We start from the raw sequence: 18,306 nt of genomic DNA on the forward strand, positions 1-18,306 counted from the left end.
GTTTTGTTGGGATGGGTTTTACGGATTTATTTACCTTATCTATATCTGGGCTTGTTAATAGGGCCAAAAACATTTGATAAATCTTCTCAAATTCACGTCCTTTATTTCCTCAGTTCGTATAGTAATTAGAACCTGTTGTGTTATCAAGATGAATTTTTATAAGCAAAACCCCATTCCGAATCTGCCGGAAACAAAATCAAAAAGAGTAGTCATTATTGGAGCTGGATTCGCAGGTCTCAAATTAGCAAGAAAGTTGAAGGGCCGCCCCTACCAAGTACTTTTATTGGATAAGAACAACTATCACCAATTCCAACCTTTGTTCTATCAGGTAGCTACTTCAGGCCTGGAACCCAGTGCCATCTCATTTCCTCTGAGGAAGGTTTTTCATGATTCCAAAAACATCATCTTCAGGATGGCCGAGGCTGAAATGATAGACCAGCAGGCAAATAGGCTTTATACATCTGTTGGTTATATTGATTATGATTACCTGGTATTGGCCATGGGGGCCGATACAAATTATTTTGGACTGAAGAGCATAGAAAAGTACAGTACACCTATGAAGACGGTGTCAGAAGCACTTTTTATCAGAAACAAAATCATCTCCAATTATGAAACAGCCATCAATATAGGAGAGGAAGAAAAGAGGAAATCCATCATGAATGTGGTCATTGTAGGTGGAGGACCTACGGGGGTGGAGTTGGCTGGTGCCGTGGCAGAGTTGAGAAACAATGTGTTTCCAAAAGATTATCCCGAGCTGAATTTCAAGAACATGAAAGTAGTCCTGATCGAAGCTGGGCAAAGCCTCCTATCCAGCATGTCTGAGCAGGCCAAAACCAAAGCAAAAAGTTATTTGGAGGACTTGGGGGTGGAAGTCATGGTAGATACACAAGTATTGGATTATGATGGGAATAATGTAATGCTGAAGGAAAAGGAGTCTATTGAGACAAAGACTTTGTTGTGGGCCGCAGGTATCAAGCCCAACAGTATCAAGGGCATTAGGGAAGAGCAAAGCATCCCCAATGGCCGCTTGATTGTCGATGAGTTCAACCAGTTGGAAGGAAGCGAAAATATATATGCGCTTGGAGATATTTCTATTTCCATCACAGAACAGTATCCCAGGGGACATGCACAGGTAGCGCAAGTGGCACTGCAGCAGGCAGATAATCTTGGGAATAACCTGTTGGCTGAGTTCAAAGGCAATCCTTGGAAAAAATTCAAGTACAAAGACCTTGGTTCCATGGCTACTATTGGTAGGAAGTTGGCAGTAGTTGATTTGCCTTTTATAAAGTTTCAGGGATTGTTGGCATGGATGACATGGCTATTTGTACATTTGATGGCCATATTGGGGGTGAAAAACAAGCTCTTCATTTTCTTTGATTGGGCATGGAACTACCTGGCGTTTGATCCGAGTCTAAGGCTATTGATCAGGCCAAAACAGGTAAAAACCCAAGAAGATAAGGAACTGGTGGAGGATTGATCAATGGATTCTCCCTGCCCTATTGATGATGCTGGCAAGGTAGCCTTTTGGAATGCCGTTGGTATTTCCCCCTCTGATGATGGTGTCTAGATATTCTTGGTGTGGAAATATACCATCCACTGTTTTATGCGAAACAAATGTGTACGCCTTGATCAGGCCCTTTTTGGTCAATATCTCCATTTCGATAAAATCATAGCCAGGTTCGGACTTCACAAAATATTCTAGGTCCATTGAAGGGATTTCGAAAAGCAACCCATAGACAGTTTCATTTATACTTTCTACGATGTTGGCACGTGCTGATCCATCGGCATTTTGAACATTAAACCTAAAACCATAATGGGACAAGGCACCAATCCCCTGCAATTTGGCAGCGCTGGAAAGCCTTCCTTCCAAGGTGGAAAAATCCAAATTGCTCGCATATGCATAATAAAGAAATTTCTCTTCTTTCATCTTTTTTTGCTTAAATTACAATATGTTTAGTTTGGATAGTGTCCTGTTACCAAACTTACCAACTTATATAGAAAAGAGGAAATATTAACCAATAAACCTAAGTGCCATGAAAAAAACACTATTAGTTTTGATTTGTGTTGCAACGGTGGCGTTGACTGCCCATGCGCAGCGCGGCTCACAGCAACGTGGACAAGAGATGACCCCAGAGCTAAGGGCGGAGATGATGACCCGAATGATGACGGAAAGGCTTGATCTTTCGGAGGATCAAATGGAAAAAGTCCACCAAATCAACAAGGCTAGAACCAAGAATTCCGAACTGATGGCTGCAAGGGGCCAAGCGGAAGCCCGAAAGGCGGAGGCTATGGGCAAAAGAGCCAAAGCCAAAGCCAAACAAAAAGCAAAAAAAGAAGTGGAACCGGAGGAATTGGAAGAAGAAATAGAGGTGTTGACGGATGAAGATTTTGATCAGGAAATAGAGAAAGTCCTCAGCCCTGAGCAGCTTAAAAAATGGGAAGAAGTCAAAAAGGAAAGAAGACCATCCAGGGATCAAGAGAGGCAAGGTACCCCAAGGGGTGGAGGAAATAGAGGGGGAGGAAATTGATACAGACAATTTTTCCAGACAATTAGATTTCAATTTAAGATTTGTTAACATCTTTCTTAGGGTGGGGGGTTAAACCTTCACCCTTTTCTTTGGTCTAAAAGTCAAATTCCACAACAAAATGGGGATTAAACCAACGAACATTTCACTCCCGGGAAGTGAAGGTTTTTAAAAAATGAGTAGAAAAACAAAAACATTGAAACTATGAAAAAGCTATTGATAATGATCGCAATATTCTCTGTGGGAATCATAACTGCAGAGGCACAAAGAGGTCCAAGGGGAGGTGAAATGTCACCTGAAAAGAGGGCCGAAATGAGAAGTCCAGAGAAAAGAGCTGAAATGATGGCGGATAGATTGGCTGAGAAGCTTGCGTTATCGCAGGATCAAAAGAAAGAAGTATATGCAATCCAGTTGGAGAGTGCGAGGAAAAACCAAGCGGAAATGGAAGCCAGGCGTGCAGAAATGAAAGCCAAAAGAGCAGAAATGCAGGCGAAACATCAGGAGCAGCAATCAAAAATCGAGGCAGTATTGACACCTGAGCAATTGGCTACTTGGAAAGAACTCAAGGATGCCGACAAAGAAAAAAGAAACAATATTCGCGATGCCAGAACTAACCCTGACAGGGAGAAATTTCAGCAGAGAAGAAGGGGTGGAGAAAGAAATAGGGGCAATAAGTAAGTCTTTTCATATAAACGGTTGGTTAATTGAACACCTGAGTAAAATCAGATATCATAAAGAGCAGGTCTTTGGCCTGCTTTTTTGTTTATGGTGAAATAATTGATCATTGATTCATAAAAAAACACCTTATTTGATTTTAAGGTATGAAATCTAAAAGGGATTTTATGTATGTATCTGTAATCGATTCCCGTTTGGATTTATCATAAATAGAAAGAAGAAAAATTGATTCATTTTCAATTCTAACATGGGTAACCAACCTCCCACCGCCACTCTTGCCTTTCCCTTTGGATTTGATGGCAATTCGGATTTTATAGCAGTTTTTATAAACTTCTTTACCTAATCTTGGATTCTGTATAAGTTCACTTTCTATTGATTCCAAGTCTTCTAATAGAGAAGGGTATTTTTTCCTAAGTTTTTTAAGCTCCCGCTTGAAAGATTCAGTAGGAATCAGCTTATAACTCATCAAAAATTTCTTTAAAGGATGAATAGGATTTGGCTTTTTTTTCTGATTCTTTCATCTCAAGCATTTCCTTATAGCCCTTTACGACACTCAAAGCATTCATCAATGCTTTAATCTGCTCTTTTTCCGAAACAATATCCAATTTCAAAACTTTCAATACTGCCTTGAGGGCATCAGCTTTTTCCTTGTCTTCTGTCTGTATTACAATGGTTTCCATAGTACAAATATAGTATAAATTAGAATTTGATTGCTTTTTAATTATACGGATAATTTTCTTTTTGGGCTTGTTTATGCCAATTGAAAAAATTTAGGGCTTCTTGGAAAATTCCTTCGGAATTTGAAAGTAGGGCAAAAACTAAGCTCTACTTTCTTTTTTTGAGCTATTTGAGTGTAGTTCAAGAGTCAATTTACACACAGAAAAGTACAATTTTAGATCAGGTTTTGTAAGAAAACGTCTTGGGTTTTCCGTATGGACACACCTGTCCCATAAAGGTGCTTTTTGGACGCTTTTCTAGGCTGCTTTTTGGTTCGGTGGGCTTTCGTTGGCTTTCCTTCTTTTAGCGATCAGGACAGCGTTGGCTGTCATGATTCCAAAAAACATCATCAATTTCTCTCTTTTTTCCCCTTTCACCTTGATTTTTCCAAGTCCGTAATAGTTTTTATTTGTTCCAAAAACACCCTCCATCACGGTTGCCCTCTGTTTGGAAATTTCCGAGCTCAAAGTTTTTTCTGCCTTACTTAGCTTTTTCGGGCCCTTCTTTGGGAAGCAGGCAAAGATTTTTTTCCCAGTGCAGAATACACGGTTTTTGTTCGTAGCATATATTCTGTCCGCACCAAGCTGTCTGGTAGGACCAAAATACCTTTTATGCTTCGCTACCGATAGTTTTAGCCTGGTACACTCGTTGAATGCATTAAAATCGAGTTTGTCAATAAATGTAAGGCCATCAACCTGAAGAACGTGGGCTTTGGCACCGAACTCTACAGGTTTTTTTTCTTTCCCTCTTACTATTGGCCGTAGATATGGTTTATGGAGTGATACAATCCTATCTTTCAATTTTGAAGGGGGATTGTCCAGCAAAAACCCCTGTTGCTGACACACCTTCTTTATCACACCAAATCTTGCAAAATCTTTTATGCCAAGTCCTGCTCCCCTGTTTTTATCCAAAACATTCTGGAGCTGGCAGATTCCTTTGTTCAGAAGATAGACAAGTGCTTTTCTTCTTCTGAGCGTCTCCTTAAAGCTGTTTTTCCTTTTTCTGAAATAAGCCATCTGGGCCAGTTTCTGTTCCCTGAACTTGGATCTTGGTCTTTTGATGCCAAATTCTGAACAAATACTGAATAACTGATTCTCAAAAATCCATTCACAGGACTCCCAGAGAAGTTTTACATCGGTTGGAAAACGAATATAAGATTCATAGCAGGTGGCATCCATCAGCAGAACATGGCTGTTGTTGACATCATATTTCCAGTGATTAATCAGGATCTCCTGAAGCTTTTCCCATTCACAGTGAGTTTCAATATAAGCCCTAATACGGGTCATAATGGTCATATCCTTAATCTGCTGGTTTTCCGCCAGTACTTTTCCGCAAAAATATTGAAGAGACCAATCAGTATTGAAACGTTCCAGAAGCTGTCTATCACTGACATTCAAATATGCTTTTAAAAACATCAGCGAAAACATGCCCTTTGAACCGAACCAGCTTGGCGCACCCCTACCAACACGTTCGTCGGGAAGACAGGCGACAAGTTCGTCCCAAGGGATGCTGTCATGAACCTGACCCAATAATGAATTCTTGAAAAAGTGATATTTTGGAGAGTATCCATCAAAGTCTTTGAAAATTGGAAGCTGAATCATATCTTGTATCGTATTTTATTCTGCAACCTTAAAATACAAAAAAGAAAACCCCGAAAAAAGCTGAATACAGCCAAATCCGGGGTTTTTGCGTTATGTTTTTGTTAATTATTCAATTGACCTTCAGTTATTTAGGGGTTAAACAAGAAGCCCAATTTAGAGATCACCTTAAAAATATAAAACCGACCCGGGAAATCCTGGATCGGTTTAGGTTGAACTAGTGGTTTATTGTAAAATTATAAGGTGATTTCTTCCTCTACCTGATAAAAACCTTCGTCTTTTCTCGGTAAAGAAGAACTCCCCTGAAGAAATTCATCAACACTGACTGCAGCTTCTCTTCCTTCGGAAATTGCCCATACAACGAGGGATTGGCCTCTTCGCATGTCTCCAGCCAAGAACACTTTTTTGGAGGTAGATTGGTAACCTTTGGATTTTGGAAGGCTGTTTTCCATTTTTTCTACGCCAAAAGCCTCCAAAAGACCATTCTGTGCTGGTCCTGTATATCCTATGGCAATAAATGCAAGATCACAAGGAACGGTACGCTCTGTACCGGGAACTTCCACGAACTGCATCCTACCATTTTCTTCTTTCCATTCCAAGTCTACCAGTACGAGACCTGTCACTTCACCTTTTTTATTTCCAACAAACTCTTTGGTCAGGATGGAAAATACACGCTCAGCACCTTCTTCGTGTGAGCTGGAGGTTTTCAGTGTCATTGGCCATTCTGGCCAAGGGTTGATTACAGTTCTTTGCTGCGGAGGTTTCGGTAGCAATTCCAGCTGTGTAATACTCTTTGCTCCGTGTCTGTTTGAAGTGCCTATGCAGTCGGATCCAGTATCACCACCACCAATGACGATGATGTTTTTGTCTTTTGCAGAGATGGGGTTTTCTTTGATTTCACCCGAAGTTACCTGGTTCTGTTTGCCCAAGAATTCCATTGCAAAGTGGACACCTTTTAGGTCCGAGCCTTTGATGTTCAGTGCACGTGGTTGTGCCGCTCCGGTAGCCAAGACTACTGCATCAAAGTTGGACAGGATATTTTCCGCTTTGACATTGAAGCCAATTTCCGTTTCGGTAGAGAAAATCACGCCTTCCTGCTCCATTACTTCTACCCTGCGGTCGATGACCCATTTTTCCAATTTGAAATCAGGGATTCCGTAGCGGAGAAGACCCCCTACTTTTTTGTCTTTTTCGAAAAGCGTTACTTCATGGCCAGCTTGGTTCAACTGGTCAGCCGCTGCAAGGCCAGCTGGACCGGAACCAATGACCGCAACACTTTTTCCTGTACGGTTTTTGGGAATTCTTGGCTTTACAAGACCCAGCTCATATGCTTTTTCGGCAATGTTTTTCTCGATCAATTCGATTGCTACAGGATCTTTGTTGATTCCCAAGACACATGATGCCTCACAGGGCGCTGGGCAAATTCTACCGGTAAATTCTGGGAAATTGTTAGTACTTCTTAAAATGTGAAAAGCTTCCTCCCATTCATTCTGGTACACTGCATCGTTAAACTCAGGTATTACATTCCCCAGCGGACACCCCTGATGGCAAAATGGTATTCCACAATCCATGCATCTTGCAGATTGCTCATTGAGTTTCTTTCCGTCAAACGGCTTGTATATCTCTTTGTAATCGTTGATTCTTTCTTCTGGAGAGCGTGATTCGGGCAGCTCTCTTTTATACTGGATAAATCCTTCTTTCGCTCCCATGTTAGACTAATGTTTTTGATTGTTCCAAAGCTCTTTTTTTCAATACTTCCTTGAAATCTCTCGGAATGACCTTGATAAATCGCTCTTTGTATTCTTCCCAATTTTCGTTGAATTCGGCTGCCAATTGGCTGTTGGTGAATTCTTGGTGACTCTTCAGGTGGTTTTTGATGGTGACAAAATCATCCTCATTGAGTGGGTCAAGATCGACCATTTCTGGATTGATCAAGTGGATGTAATCCTTGAGGATATAGGCGATACCACCACTCATACCAGCAGCAAAGTTCCTTCCGATTTCTCCCAAGTTGACTACCAAGCCACCGGTCATGTATTCACATCCATGGTCTCCGATTCCTTCTACAACTGTTTCCACACCTGAGTTTCTGACACAGAATCTTTCTCCCCCTTTGCCATTGATGTAGGCAGCACCAGAAGTAGCTCCATAGAAAGCCACGTTACCGATGATGATATTGTCTTTGGCTTTGAAGTTGGCATTTCTGCTAGGGTAGACGATCAGTTTTCCGCCGGAAAGCCCTTTTCCAAAGTAATCATTGGCTTCACCTTCCAACTCAAAACTCACACCCTTGGTCAAGAATCCTCCAAAAGTCTGTCCTGCAGATCCGATGAATTTAAACTGTATGGTATCTTCCGGAAGTCCTGGACTTCCATAGATTTTCGAAATTTCATTGGAAAGCATGGCACCGACTGTTCTGTCAGTATTTTTGATTTCAAATTTGCCACTTACCGGGTTGGCTTGCTCAAGTGCCGGAAGGGCTTGCTTGATCAATTTCCTGTCCAATACTTTTTTCAACTCGAATTCCTGGTCGATTTGCTTGTGGATACCCACATGGTCTGGAACTTCCACTTTGTGGAATATAGGTGTAAGATCAACTTTATCCCATTTCCAGTGGTTCATGTTACCGGTAGCTTTTAGGACATCACTTTGCCCCACCATCTCATCGATAGTCGCAAAGCCTAAAGAAGCCATGATTTCCCTCAAATCTTGAGCAAGGAACATGAAGTAATTGACCACATGATCAGGACTTCCAGTAAACAGTTTTCTCAACTCAGGATTTTGTGTGGCAATTCCCACCGGGCAAGTATTCAAGTGACACTTACGCATCATGATACAACCCTCTACAACCAAAGCTCCTGTAGAAATACCCCATTCCTCTGCACCCAAAAGTGTAGCGATGGCAATATCCCTTCCTGTTCTTAGCTGTCCGTCTGTCTGTAGGACTACCCTGCTTCGGAGATTGTTTTTGACCAATGTCTGGTGTGCTTCCGAAAGCCCAAGCTCCCAAGGCAAGCCAGCGTGTCTGATGGAACTCAAAGGAGAAGCTCCCGTGCCCCCATCAGCACCTGAGATTAGGATTACATCGGCTTGTGCTTTGGCTACACCAGCCGCCACAGTACCGACACCCGCTTGAGATACGAGTTTTACGTTTATTCTTGCTTTTCTATTGGCATTTTTCAGATCATAGATCAATTGTGCCAAATCCTCAATGGAATAGATATCATGGTGCGGTGGCGGAGAAATCAATCCCACACCTGGGGTAGAGTGTCTCACCCTTCCGATCCAATCATCTACCTTGTGGCCTGGCAATTGTCCACCTTCTCCCGGTTTTGCACCTTGCGCCATTTTGATCTGCAGTTCTGCAGCATTGCTCAGGTAATTGCTGGTCACCCCAAATCGACCGGAAGCCACTTGCTTGATGGCAGAGCGTTCCCAATCGCCATTGTCTTTTCTTTCAAATCTGATTTCATCTTCCCCGCCTTCCCCGCTATTGCTCTTGGCGCCGATTCTATTCATCGCAATCGCCAAAGTACTGTGGGCTTCATGGGAGATGGATCCAAAAGACATAGCACCTGTTGCAAACCTTTTTAGGATCGATTCAATAGGTTCTACTTCCTCGATAGGAATAGAGATTCTCTTCTTGAATTCAAAAAGACCTCTGAGTGTCAGTGCGTCTTTGGTTTGGGTATTTATCTTTTCAGCAAATTTCTTGTATAGGTTGAAATCATTGAGTCTTGTCGATTTTTGAAGCAAGTGGATGGTTTCAGGGTTGAAAAGGTGTTTTTCCCCTCTTCTTTTCCATTGGTATACCCCACCGGTTTCCAACAAAGGACTGTCTGTATTGTATGCGGCATGGTGTCTGATCAACACCTCTTCTGCCAATTCGTCAAAGGAAATTCCGGAAATCCTGCTGACAGTGCCTTTGAAGCATCTGTCTATCACTTCAGGGCCCAATCCAATGGCTTCGAATATCTGGGCTCCCTGATACGATTGAAGTGTACTGATCCCCATTTTGGAAAGCACTTTCAACAAGCCTTTGCCAACTGCCGCCTGATAGTTTGCGAACAGCTGCTTCGTCGGGATTTCTTTGGAAAGAAGTCCTTTTTCATTGAGGTGTACCAAGCTTTCAAGTGCCAGATAAGGATTGATGGCAGATGCGCCATATCCTATTACCGTAGCAAAATGGTGTGTTTCCCTGATATCTCCGCCTTCAACTACCAAGCCTGCCCTTGTTCTCAATTTCTTTTTGACCAAGTGGTGGTGTACAGCTCCAATGGCCAATAGAGATGGGATAGGTGCCTGTGTCTCTGTGCTGTTTCTATCAGATATGATAATGATGTTTTTTCCTGCATAGATCGCCCCTTCAGCTTCCTTGCAGAGGTTGTTGAGTGCCTCAAGGATCCTTCCCGGCTGATGGTCAGCTTCAAAATGTGAAGACAGTGTAACCGCCCGGTATCCTTGGTCTTCCAGGTGCTTGAGTTTTTCCAAATCCTCATTCAGCAATACCGGTTGCGAGATATGGATCTGTCTTGTATGTCTTGGACTTTCATCCAATATATTATGGCTTTCCCCGATTCTGGTGAAAAGAGACATCACTAATTTCTCTCGGATAGGGTCAATTGGTGGATTACTTACCTGGGCAAAAAGCTGCTTGAAGTAATTCGAAATGTGCTGGCTTTGCTTGGACAAAACCGCCAATGGTGTATCTGCCCCCATAGAACCTATTGGCTCATAGGAAGTGTCTCCCATAGGCTTGAGGATCATGTTCAATTCCTCAGAGGTGTATCCAAAGATCGTTTGCCGTTTTTTGATCTCCTCAGTTGAATATGGATTGGAAAGCTTCTCGGGATCAGGCATCAGTCTGAGTTTCAATCTTTCTCCCCTTACCCAGCTATCATATGGTTTATTGTCACAAACAGAGGCTTTGACCTCGTCATCGAAGGAGATTTTTCCTTTTTCCAAGTCCACCCAAAGCATTCTTCCCGGGCTGATTCTTCCTTTTTCCGTAATGGTAGCTTCCCTGATTGGCAATGCTCCCGCTTCGGATGAAAGGATCAAGCGGTCGTCGTTGGTAATAAAATACCTCAAAGGCCTCAACCCATTCCTGTCCAAGGTAGCACCGACTGATTTTCCATCGGAAAACAACAATGCAGCAGGACCATCCCATGGCTCCATCAATGCAGCGTGGAATTTATAGAATGCCTTCCTGTCCTTGTCCATCATCTGATTGTCCTGCCATGCCTCAGGCACGAGCATCATCATCACATGTGGCAAGCTTCTTCCGCTAAGTGTCAACAATTCTACAAGTGCATCCAGATTGGCTGAATCTGAATACTGCTTATTGGTAACAGGCATTAGTTTGGCCAATTCTGAATCCGTAAAGTTCACCGAACGCATCAGTGACATCTTGGACTTCATTTTGTTCAAGTTGCCTCTTATTGTATTGATCTCCCCATTATGGGACAGATATCTAAATGGCTGCGCAAGTCTCCAGTTTGGGAATGTATTGGTTGAGAATCGGGAGTGGACTATCGCCAGTCCTGAGGTGATTCTGTTGTTTTGAAGATCTTTGTAAAAAGGCAAAACCTGATCCGTTCTCAACTGCCCCTTATATATTAAGGTGTTGGAGCTGAAACTGGCAAAGTAAAATGCATTGTTCACCCCGGGGATTTCGCTGTTGATCCGGCTGGTGGCATGGTTTCTCAAGACATACAGTTTACGCTCCAGGTCGATTCCCTGAAGTCCATCTTTATGGCTGACGAAAACCTGCTCGATCACAGGCATGACATCCAATGCACCAGAACCTGGGACAGTTTCGTCTACAGGGACTTCTCGATAGCCAATTAGTTTGAAGCCAAGTTCCTTGATGATTTGGTTCAGACTTTCTTTGGATCTCTTATATAGTTGTTTGTTTTTTGGGAAAAATGTCATTCCAACACCGTAACTGCCGGCGTCCGGGATAGAGAATCCCGCTCTTGAAGTAACTTCTTTCAAGAATGGATGGGGTACCTGAATGAGAATTCCTGCTCCATCTCCAGTCTTGGGGTCACTTCCTCTACCTCCTCTGTGCTCCATGTTGCTCAACATATAGAGTGCATCGCTGATTGTCTCATGGGTCTTCGTCCCTTTGACATTCACTACGGCACCTATACCACAAGAATCATGTTCGAACTCTGAACGATATAATCCTTTTTTCATTATCAATAATTTTTAATAGGTTTCAATTTGAGTTGCAAAATTTACAAAATATTTTCTTTCTATTAAAATTTTAGCAACTGAATGACAGTTTAACTGCATTGTTCGTATTGTTTATTGCCATTAATTACCTTAATATAAATACACCCTTTGGTTTCTAAAAATTGTACTTTAGGGAAAAATTGTGTATTATTTCTGAATATCGGTTTGAAATCAAACCACTATTTGCAAAAAATATGTGTAGATGTGATATTGGTGGTTGGGCAAAAAAAAATAATTTTTTTTTGATTTTTTCTCCTGTAAAAATGAAATCTGTACTTTATTGATGGATTTTTTTAAAAACTTGAAATCGCAAACGTTTTGTAAATATGGGTTTTTGCAGAACAATATGCTGTAGTGAAAATCTCAGGATTGGCTAATCTTCATGCGGATTCAGGTTCTTTTCCCCACTGTCCAAAAGCTTTACTTTTACTTTTTTGATCTTTCTGGTATCCACTGCCAAGATGGTAAATTCAAAGTTTTCGAAGGTGATTTTTACGCCGTTTTTTGGGAGTTTGGAATTCAGTTCCAAAAGTAACCCGCCTAAGGATTCGCTTTCCCCTTTTACTTCCTCAAATATCTGCTGATCCAGGTCCAATTTTTTGCAAAAATCATTCAAGGATACTTTGCCTTCGAATATATAAGTCTGTGGATCGATTTCCTGATAATAGAAGTCTTGGATGTCATCAAATTCGTCATTGATCTCCCCGATGATTTCCTCGATCAAATCTTCCAATGTAATCAATCCGGAAGTGCCTCCATATTCATCCACGACGATGGCCATATGGACATGTTTTTTCTGAAAATCCTTTAGTAATGAGTCAACCTTTTTGTTTTCTGGGACAAAAAAACCTTTCCTTACCAAGCTTTGCCATTCAAAATCCTCATCTTTTTCTATGTGGGCCAGCAAATCCTTGATATATAGGATTCCCTCAATGTTGTCTATAGTTTCGTTGTAAACGGGGATTCTGGAGTAGCCGCTTTTGTTGATTTTATCCATCAACTCATGAAAGTCCGTCTCCAGATCCACGGCAGTGATTTCCATCCGGGAATGCATGACTTGCTTGACCGATAGGGTACCAAAATTTACAATTCCCTTGAGGATGTCTTTTTCCTCATCTGTCGTGTCTTCAGAGGTGATTTCCAGTGCTTGGTGCAGTTCGTCTACGGATAGGGAATATCCTTTTTTCTCGATCCTCCTTTCAATAATATTGCTAAGGCTCATCAAAAAGAGCGATAGTGGCTTGAGGATGACCGAAAATACATAGATCAGTGGGGCCATCATCAAGGAAAACTCTATTTTTGCTTTGGTCGCATATACCTTGGGTACTATTTCCCCAAAGAATACAATGGCAAAAGTGACCCCGATGGTCTGTACCAATATGATCATTACCCCTGTAGCATTCAGCCCGAAGATTGTCCATGTCACAAAGGTCGTCAGGGTGACAATGCCGATATTGATCAGGTTGTTCAGGATCAGCACCGTGCTCAAGAGCCTCTGTGGCTCTTCTATGAGTCGAATCACCGTATTGGCATTTTTTTCTCCCTGTGTATCAATCTCCTGGAGGTCTTCTGCTGTAAGTGAAAAAAATGCTACCTCAGATCCAGAAATGAGGCCAGAAGCAATAAGTAATAGGATAAAAATCAATCCATTTGTCAATAGATAGCTGGCTGAGATTTCTGAAAACTCAGCCAGCAATAAAATACTCGGATATGGGTCGTCCATTAATTATTTAATTATTTCTGCAAAATTAACCAATTCTGATAAAGTACTCTAAGTTTTAATTTCACAACTTATCTAAAGATGGCAATTAATTTTATCTGAGTCAAATTTATCAATGATTAATCTGGGCTATATACGCTTATCGCTTGAAAAACGTGGTATTAGAATGGCAAATCATCATCATCTGCAGGTCCTTCCGATACCGTTTGTGAAGGCATCTGCTGAGGGCTGCTGTTGTTGTTGGCGTAATTTGTACTGTTGTTTCCAGGACCGCTTTGGTTATCGCTTCTGGAATCCAGCATTGTCATGTTTTGTACTCTTATCCTGACCCTTTTACGGTTGTTGCCCTGCTCGTCCTGCCAGCTATCGGTTTTGATCTTGCCTTCTACGTAGATTTTGCTTCCTTTTTTGAGATAGCTTTCGGCGATTTTTGCCAATCCGTCCCACAATTCCAAATCATGCCACTCAGTGTTGTCTACTCTGTTTCCGGATCTGTCCTTGTAAGATTCTGTAGTGGCTATACTTACGTTGGCTACAACTTTGTCACCCTCCAAATGCTTGACTTCCGGATCTTGGCCCAGATTACCTACTAAAATTACTTTATTTACTCCAGCCATAATATGTAAATGTTTAAATGTTTGACAAAAAGTTTACGATTAAAGTTAAGAATTATTTTTCACCGTTCAAAAACTTCATAATCAATCTTGGTTTGCCCACAGATTCAAGTTTTGGAAAATCAGCCAGCTCGTAGCCGTTTTCTTCTGCCCATTTTTGAAGTTTTGAAAGATGGCTTTCATCAATCACAAACGTTGCAAAGTTGGCGAAAATTCTTTGATGTGTAAGAATATGTTTGAATCTAGTTTCGGGATTAAAATGAATTTTTGGATCAAATAGACCTAATTTTTCTAGAATGGAAAGCTCTTTGAATTCATTGGCATGGGCTATCTTCCTCTCTTCCAAAGGAAAATCATATAATCCTTGCCAAATGTCTCCTCCGCTCCTCTGCTTGATCACAACGTGGTCTCCACACACTATATAAAAATAGGTAAAATACCTTTCTTTCACTTTGATTTTATTAACCTTGACTGGGAGTTGGTTGACCAGGCCATTGTTGAAGGCAAAGCAGGATAGTTTCAATGGGCAGTCTTCACAGTTGGGTTTGTTGGGAGTACATTGCAGGGAGCCAAACTCCATGATTGCCTGATTGTATTCGGCAGGGTACTTTTTGCTGATGTGTTCATTGGCTATTTTTTCGAATTCTTTTTTGCCGCTGCCGCTTGCGATATCGGTACTGATCCCAAAATACCTCGCCAATACCCTGAAGACATTTCCGTCCACTACTGCAACAGGTTCATCAAATGCAAAGGAGGCAATGGCTGCGGCTGTGTAGCTTCCCACCCCTTTGAGTTTTAGAAGTGTTTTATAATTGTCGGGAAACTTTCCTTCATATATAGCAACAATGTCTTTTGCACATTGGTGGAGGTTTCGTGCGCGGCTATAGTATCCGAGTCCTTGCCAAAGCCGCATGACCTCGTCCGAAGGGGCTTCGGCCAAATCCCCAACTTTTGGGAAATTTTCAAGAAATTTCTCAAAATAGGGTAGTCCCTGGGCGACCCGGGTTTGTTGAAGTATGACTTCTGACAACCAAATGATATATGGTTCTTTGGTGTTTCTCCATGGCAAATCCCTCTTGTGCCGACTGTACCAGTCCAATAAAATGGATGCAAAATGATTGTTATTCAAAACATTGAAATTTTTATGAATAATATTTCGTTAAACAAATGAAGCTAATTTTGGTCAAATTGTTTTTATATTGAAATGCTTCTTGTAAATTTGCAGTCCCAAAATTAGTTGGTTAATAGGTTGTTAAGCTTATTCGATAATAATTTAAAATAATTAGACCGTGACTAAAGCAGAAGTAATTACCAAGATTTCGGAGAAAACTGGAATCCAGAAAGATGATGTAACTCAAACTATTGAGGCATTCTTCAAAGTTGTCAAAGATTCCATGGCAGAGGGAGACAATATTTATGTGAGAGGATTTGGCAGCTTCATTAACAAGAAGAGAGCTAAGAAAATCGCCCGTAATATTTCTAAAAACACTGCGATTGTAATCGACGAGCATTATGTACCGGCGTTCAAGCCGTCCAAAGTGTTCATTGAGAAAATCAAGAGTAGCAAAAAAATCAAAGAATTAGCTCCTCAGGAATAGTCCTGAGGACTATTTTTCCTTATGAAGAAATCCCAAATCATAGCAATCGCCATAGGAATTGTAGCAGTAGCAATTCTATTTTCACTTCCTAGAGTTGTGGTAGATAATGATGAGGGCGTGACTGAAATGTCCGAAACTGAGCAATCAGAGCCAAATTCACCTGTAGGTATGCATGAACCCGAAGTGGATGAATCCATCAAGGCTGACATCAATACCCTATTGGTAAAACTGGAGTCGGAAGATAATAAGGAAAAATTTGTTACCTTTGCAGACTCTATTGCTTCACTCTACTTTCAGGCAAGTAAATATGACAGTGCAGGGTTCTATTACGAACGTGCGTTGGAAAAATCAACGAACCTAGAGAGATTGGAAAAAACAGGGAATGCTTATTACGAAGCGTACACTTTCGCTTTGGATGAGAAGAAAATAGTGAGGTTGGCTGAAAAGACAAGAACCTATTTGAACCAAATTTTGGAGAAAGATCCAAAGCGCCTTGATCTGAAAACCAAAGTGGCCATGACCTATGTGTCTTCTACCAACCCAATGCAGGGTATTACCATGCTGAGGGAAGTATTGGAAGCTGATCCAAAAAACGAAGACGCCCTGTTCAACATGGGGATTCTTTCGATGCAGTCAGGCCAGTATAAAAGAGCTGCCGAAAGATTTGAAGAGTTGGTCCAGTACCACCCCGACAATCTCCAAGGGCAATTTTATTTAGCTGTGAGTTATTTTGAATCAAAGCAGACTAATAAAGCAAAAAAGCAGTTCGGAAAAGTGAAAGATATGACGATGGATCAGATGATCCTGTCCAGTGTCGAAAGCTATCTCGAAAGGCTATAAATAATTGTTCAACTTTAAATCTTTAAAACTATGCCTTGCGGTAAAAAAAGAAAGAGACATAAGATCGCTACGCACAAGCGTAAGAAGAGACTTAGAAAAAACAGACATAAGAAGAAGTAATTAATTACTTCTTCTTTTTGAGTTTTTACAGTAAACGTTCATTCACATAAACAGAGACACGATTTGAGCACAGAATTAGTAATCGATTCTGCTCAAAGCGGTAGTCGTATCGCTCTTTTAAAAGACAAAAGCCTGGTTGAGCTCCATTCCGATGGAGACGACAATCAGTTCAAAGTCGGTGATATTTATCTAGGAACAGTTCGGAAAATCGTCAATGGGCTGAATGCGGCATTCATTGACGTGGGTTATGAGAAAGATGCCTTCCTGCATTATCAGGATCTTGGCCCCCAGATCAATAGCCTGAACAAATTTTCGAAATTGGCCAAAAACGGTAACTACACCAGCTACAATTTAAAAGGGTTTGACCTAGAGCCTGATATAGAAAAGCTTGGAAAAATTTCCAATGTCCTTCCTAAAAACAACCAAATTTTGGTTCAGGTTGTAAAAGAGCCTATCTCAACGAAAGGCCCTCGACTATCCTGTGAGCTCTCCATTGCCGGTCGCTATTTGGTATTGGTTCCATTTTCCAACACTGTCAACGTATCCAAAAAGATCCGTAGTGCAGATGAAAGAAAAAGGCTGGTACGCTTAATCACTTCCATCAAACCAGCCAACTTTGGCGTGATTATCAGAACAGTTGCTGAAGGTCAGTCAGTCACAGAACTTGACAAAGACCTCAGAAACTTGGTAAGCACTTGGGAAGATGGTATGAAAAAGCTTCCAAAAGCAAAACCAAAAGACAAGGTAATCGGAGAAATGAGCATGGCTTCCTCTATCATAAGAGACCTGCTCAACGAATCATTCGATGCAATCACAGTAGAGGATGAATTGATCTACGATCAGATCCGATCTTATATCAGATCTATCGCTCCTGAAAAGGAAAAAATAGTAAAGCTTTACAATGGTAAAGCCAAGCTCTTTGAAAATTTTGGAATAGAAAAGCAAATCAAAAGCTTGTTTGGTCAGACGATAAGTCTTCCCCAAGGCGGTTATGTTATCATTGAACATACCGAAGCCCTACACGTCATTGACGTCAACAGTGGGAACAAATCCAACCAAGAAAGCGATCAGGAAACAACGGCATTGAAGACCAACCTGGTAGCTGCCAAAGAAATTGCTAGACAATTGCGCCTTCGAGACATGGGAGGCATCATCGTCATTGACTTTATAGATATGAAAAGAGCCGAGAACAAGAAGGCGATCTATGATGCAATGAAGGATGAGATGAAAGATGACAGGTCCAAAAACACCGTTCTGCCATTGACCAAATTTGGGCTGATGCAGATCACTAGACAGCGTGTAAGGCCTGAAGTCAATATTGTCACTAAAGAAACTTGCCCTTCCTGTAATGGGACTGGCAAAATCCAGGCCTCCATATTGGTGGCAGATAAGCTGGAGAAAGACCTAGAGCATATGGCTACTATCCAAAATATTTCAAATATCCAGATTGGACTACATCCATACCTTCATGCCTTCTTTACGAATGGCATCATATCACAAAGGGTAAGGTGGTTTTTCAAATACTTCAAATGGGTAAAATTGATCAAAGATTCATCACTTCCAGTGACGGAGTACAGATTCCTGGACAATTCAGGAGAAGAAATAGAACTAAACGTAAAAAGCGAGACTGAATAGTCTCGCTTTTTTTTGGTTTATAGC

General features: G+C 41.3%; 15 protein-coding genes. 6 read left to right on the top strand and 9 right to left on the bottom strand.

The genetic code is table 11. The features are described 5' to 3' along the window. Nucleotides 1-148 precede the first annotated feature (148 nt). The gene (locus ACFSKL_RS16955) at nucleotides 149-1,477 is read left to right on the top strand and encodes an NAD(P)/FAD-dependent oxidoreductase (RefSeq protein ID WP_376887552.1); all 1,329 of its coding nucleotides are present in this window, start codon (nucleotides 149-151) and stop codon (nucleotides 1,475-1,477) included. Here ACFSKL_RS16955 and ACFSKL_RS16960 read toward each other — a convergent pair whose 3' ends face one another. Further along, nucleotides 1,478-1,927 (bottom strand): gamma-glutamylcyclotransferase family protein, encoded by a 450-nt coding sequence (locus tag ACFSKL_RS16960; protein ID WP_376887554.1) that lies wholly within the window; start codon nucleotides 1,925-1,927, stop codon nucleotides 1,478-1,480. Between the two features lie 106 nt (nucleotides 1,928-2,033). On the opposite strand from ACFSKL_RS16960, the gene ACFSKL_RS16965 reads away from it, so the two are divergent. Together ACFSKL_RS16965 and ACFSKL_RS16970 are read left to right on the top strand one after the other, a co-directional pair. Continuing rightward, nucleotides 2,034-2,528 (top strand): DUF4890 domain-containing protein, encoded by a 495-nt coding sequence (locus ACFSKL_RS16965; RefSeq protein WP_376887555.1) that lies wholly within the window; start codon nucleotides 2,034-2,036, stop codon nucleotides 2,526-2,528. A gap of 201 nt (nucleotides 2,529-2,729) precedes the next feature. Next, on the top strand, nucleotides 2,730-3,203 hold the full coding sequence (locus ACFSKL_RS16970) for a DUF4890 domain-containing protein (RefSeq protein WP_376887557.1): 474 nt from the start codon (nucleotides 2,730-2,732) through the stop codon (nucleotides 3,201-3,203). 136 nt (nucleotides 3,204-3,339) lie between these two features. Here ACFSKL_RS16970 and ACFSKL_RS16975 read toward each other — a convergent pair whose 3' ends face one another. From ACFSKL_RS16975 to mutY, 8 genes are all read right to left on the bottom strand, one after another. Then, on the bottom strand, nucleotides 3,340-3,666 hold the full coding sequence (locus ACFSKL_RS16975; protein WP_376887559.1) for a type II toxin-antitoxin system RelE/ParE family toxin: 327 nt from the start codon (nucleotides 3,664-3,666) through the stop codon (nucleotides 3,340-3,342). Then, on the bottom strand, nucleotides 3,656-3,880 hold the full coding sequence (locus tag ACFSKL_RS16980; RefSeq protein WP_376887562.1) for a hypothetical protein: 225 nt from the start codon (nucleotides 3,878-3,880) through the stop codon (nucleotides 3,656-3,658). Before ACFSKL_RS16980 ends, ACFSKL_RS16975 begins: the two co-directional genes overlap by 11 nt. A gap of 294 nt (nucleotides 3,881-4,174) precedes the next feature. Then, nucleotides 4,175-5,518: a transposase gene (locus ACFSKL_RS16985; RefSeq protein WP_376887565.1), complete on the bottom strand. Its 1,344-nt coding sequence runs from the start codon at nucleotides 5,516-5,518 to the stop codon at nucleotides 4,175-4,177. 233 nt (nucleotides 5,519-5,751) lie between these two features. Then, complete coding sequence (locus tag ACFSKL_RS16990; protein ID WP_376887567.1) at nucleotides 5,752-7,224, bottom strand: glutamate synthase subunit beta; 1,473 nt, start codon at nucleotides 7,222-7,224, stop codon at nucleotides 5,752-5,754. 1 nt (nucleotide 7,225) lies between these two features. Further along, nucleotides 7,226-11,716, bottom strand: coding sequence for a glutamate synthase large subunit (gene gltB, locus ACFSKL_RS16995; RefSeq protein WP_376887570.1), 4,491 nt, complete (start codon nucleotides 11,714-11,716; stop codon nucleotides 7,226-7,228). A gap of 412 nt (nucleotides 11,717-12,128) precedes the next feature. Further along, on the bottom strand, nucleotides 12,129-13,478 hold the full coding sequence (gldE, locus tag ACFSKL_RS17000) for a gliding motility-associated protein GldE (protein WP_376887572.1): 1,350 nt from the start codon (nucleotides 13,476-13,478) through the stop codon (nucleotides 12,129-12,131). Between the two features lie 158 nt (nucleotides 13,479-13,636). Then, complete coding sequence (locus tag ACFSKL_RS17005; protein ID WP_376887574.1) at nucleotides 13,637-14,092, bottom strand: single-stranded DNA-binding protein; 456 nt, start codon at nucleotides 14,090-14,092, stop codon at nucleotides 13,637-13,639. Nucleotides 14,093-14,144: 52 nt separating this feature from the next. Then, on the bottom strand, nucleotides 14,145-15,218 hold the full coding sequence (gene mutY / locus ACFSKL_RS17010; protein ID WP_376887577.1) for an A/G-specific adenine glycosylase: 1,074 nt from the start codon (nucleotides 15,216-15,218) through the stop codon (nucleotides 14,145-14,147). A 160-nt stretch (nucleotides 15,219-15,378) separates the two neighbouring features. Between mutY and ACFSKL_RS17015 the strand changes: the two genes are divergently transcribed. The 3 genes from ACFSKL_RS17015 (at nucleotide 15,379) to ACFSKL_RS17025 (ending at nucleotide 18,282) form a co-directional block, all read left to right on the top strand. Beyond that, complete coding sequence (locus ACFSKL_RS17015) at nucleotides 15,379-15,687, top strand: HU family DNA-binding protein (protein ID WP_241274373.1); 309 nt, start codon at nucleotides 15,379-15,381, stop codon at nucleotides 15,685-15,687. A 21-nt stretch (nucleotides 15,688-15,708) separates the two neighbouring features. Next, nucleotides 15,709-16,527 (top strand): tetratricopeptide repeat protein, encoded by an 819-nt coding sequence (locus ACFSKL_RS17020; protein ID WP_376887579.1) that lies wholly within the window; start codon nucleotides 15,709-15,711, stop codon nucleotides 16,525-16,527. A gap of 183 nt (nucleotides 16,528-16,710) precedes the next feature. Beyond that, nucleotides 16,711-18,282, top strand: a complete 1,572-nt coding sequence (locus ACFSKL_RS17025; RefSeq protein ID WP_376887581.1) for an Rne/Rng family ribonuclease — start codon at nucleotides 16,711-16,713, stop codon at nucleotides 18,280-18,282. Nucleotides 18,283-18,306: the final 24 nt, after the last annotated feature.

This window comes from Belliella marina (assembly GCF_042682445.1).
Taxonomy (GTDB): Bacteria; Bacteroidota; Bacteroidia; order Cytophagales; family Cyclobacteriaceae; genus Belliella; species Belliella marina.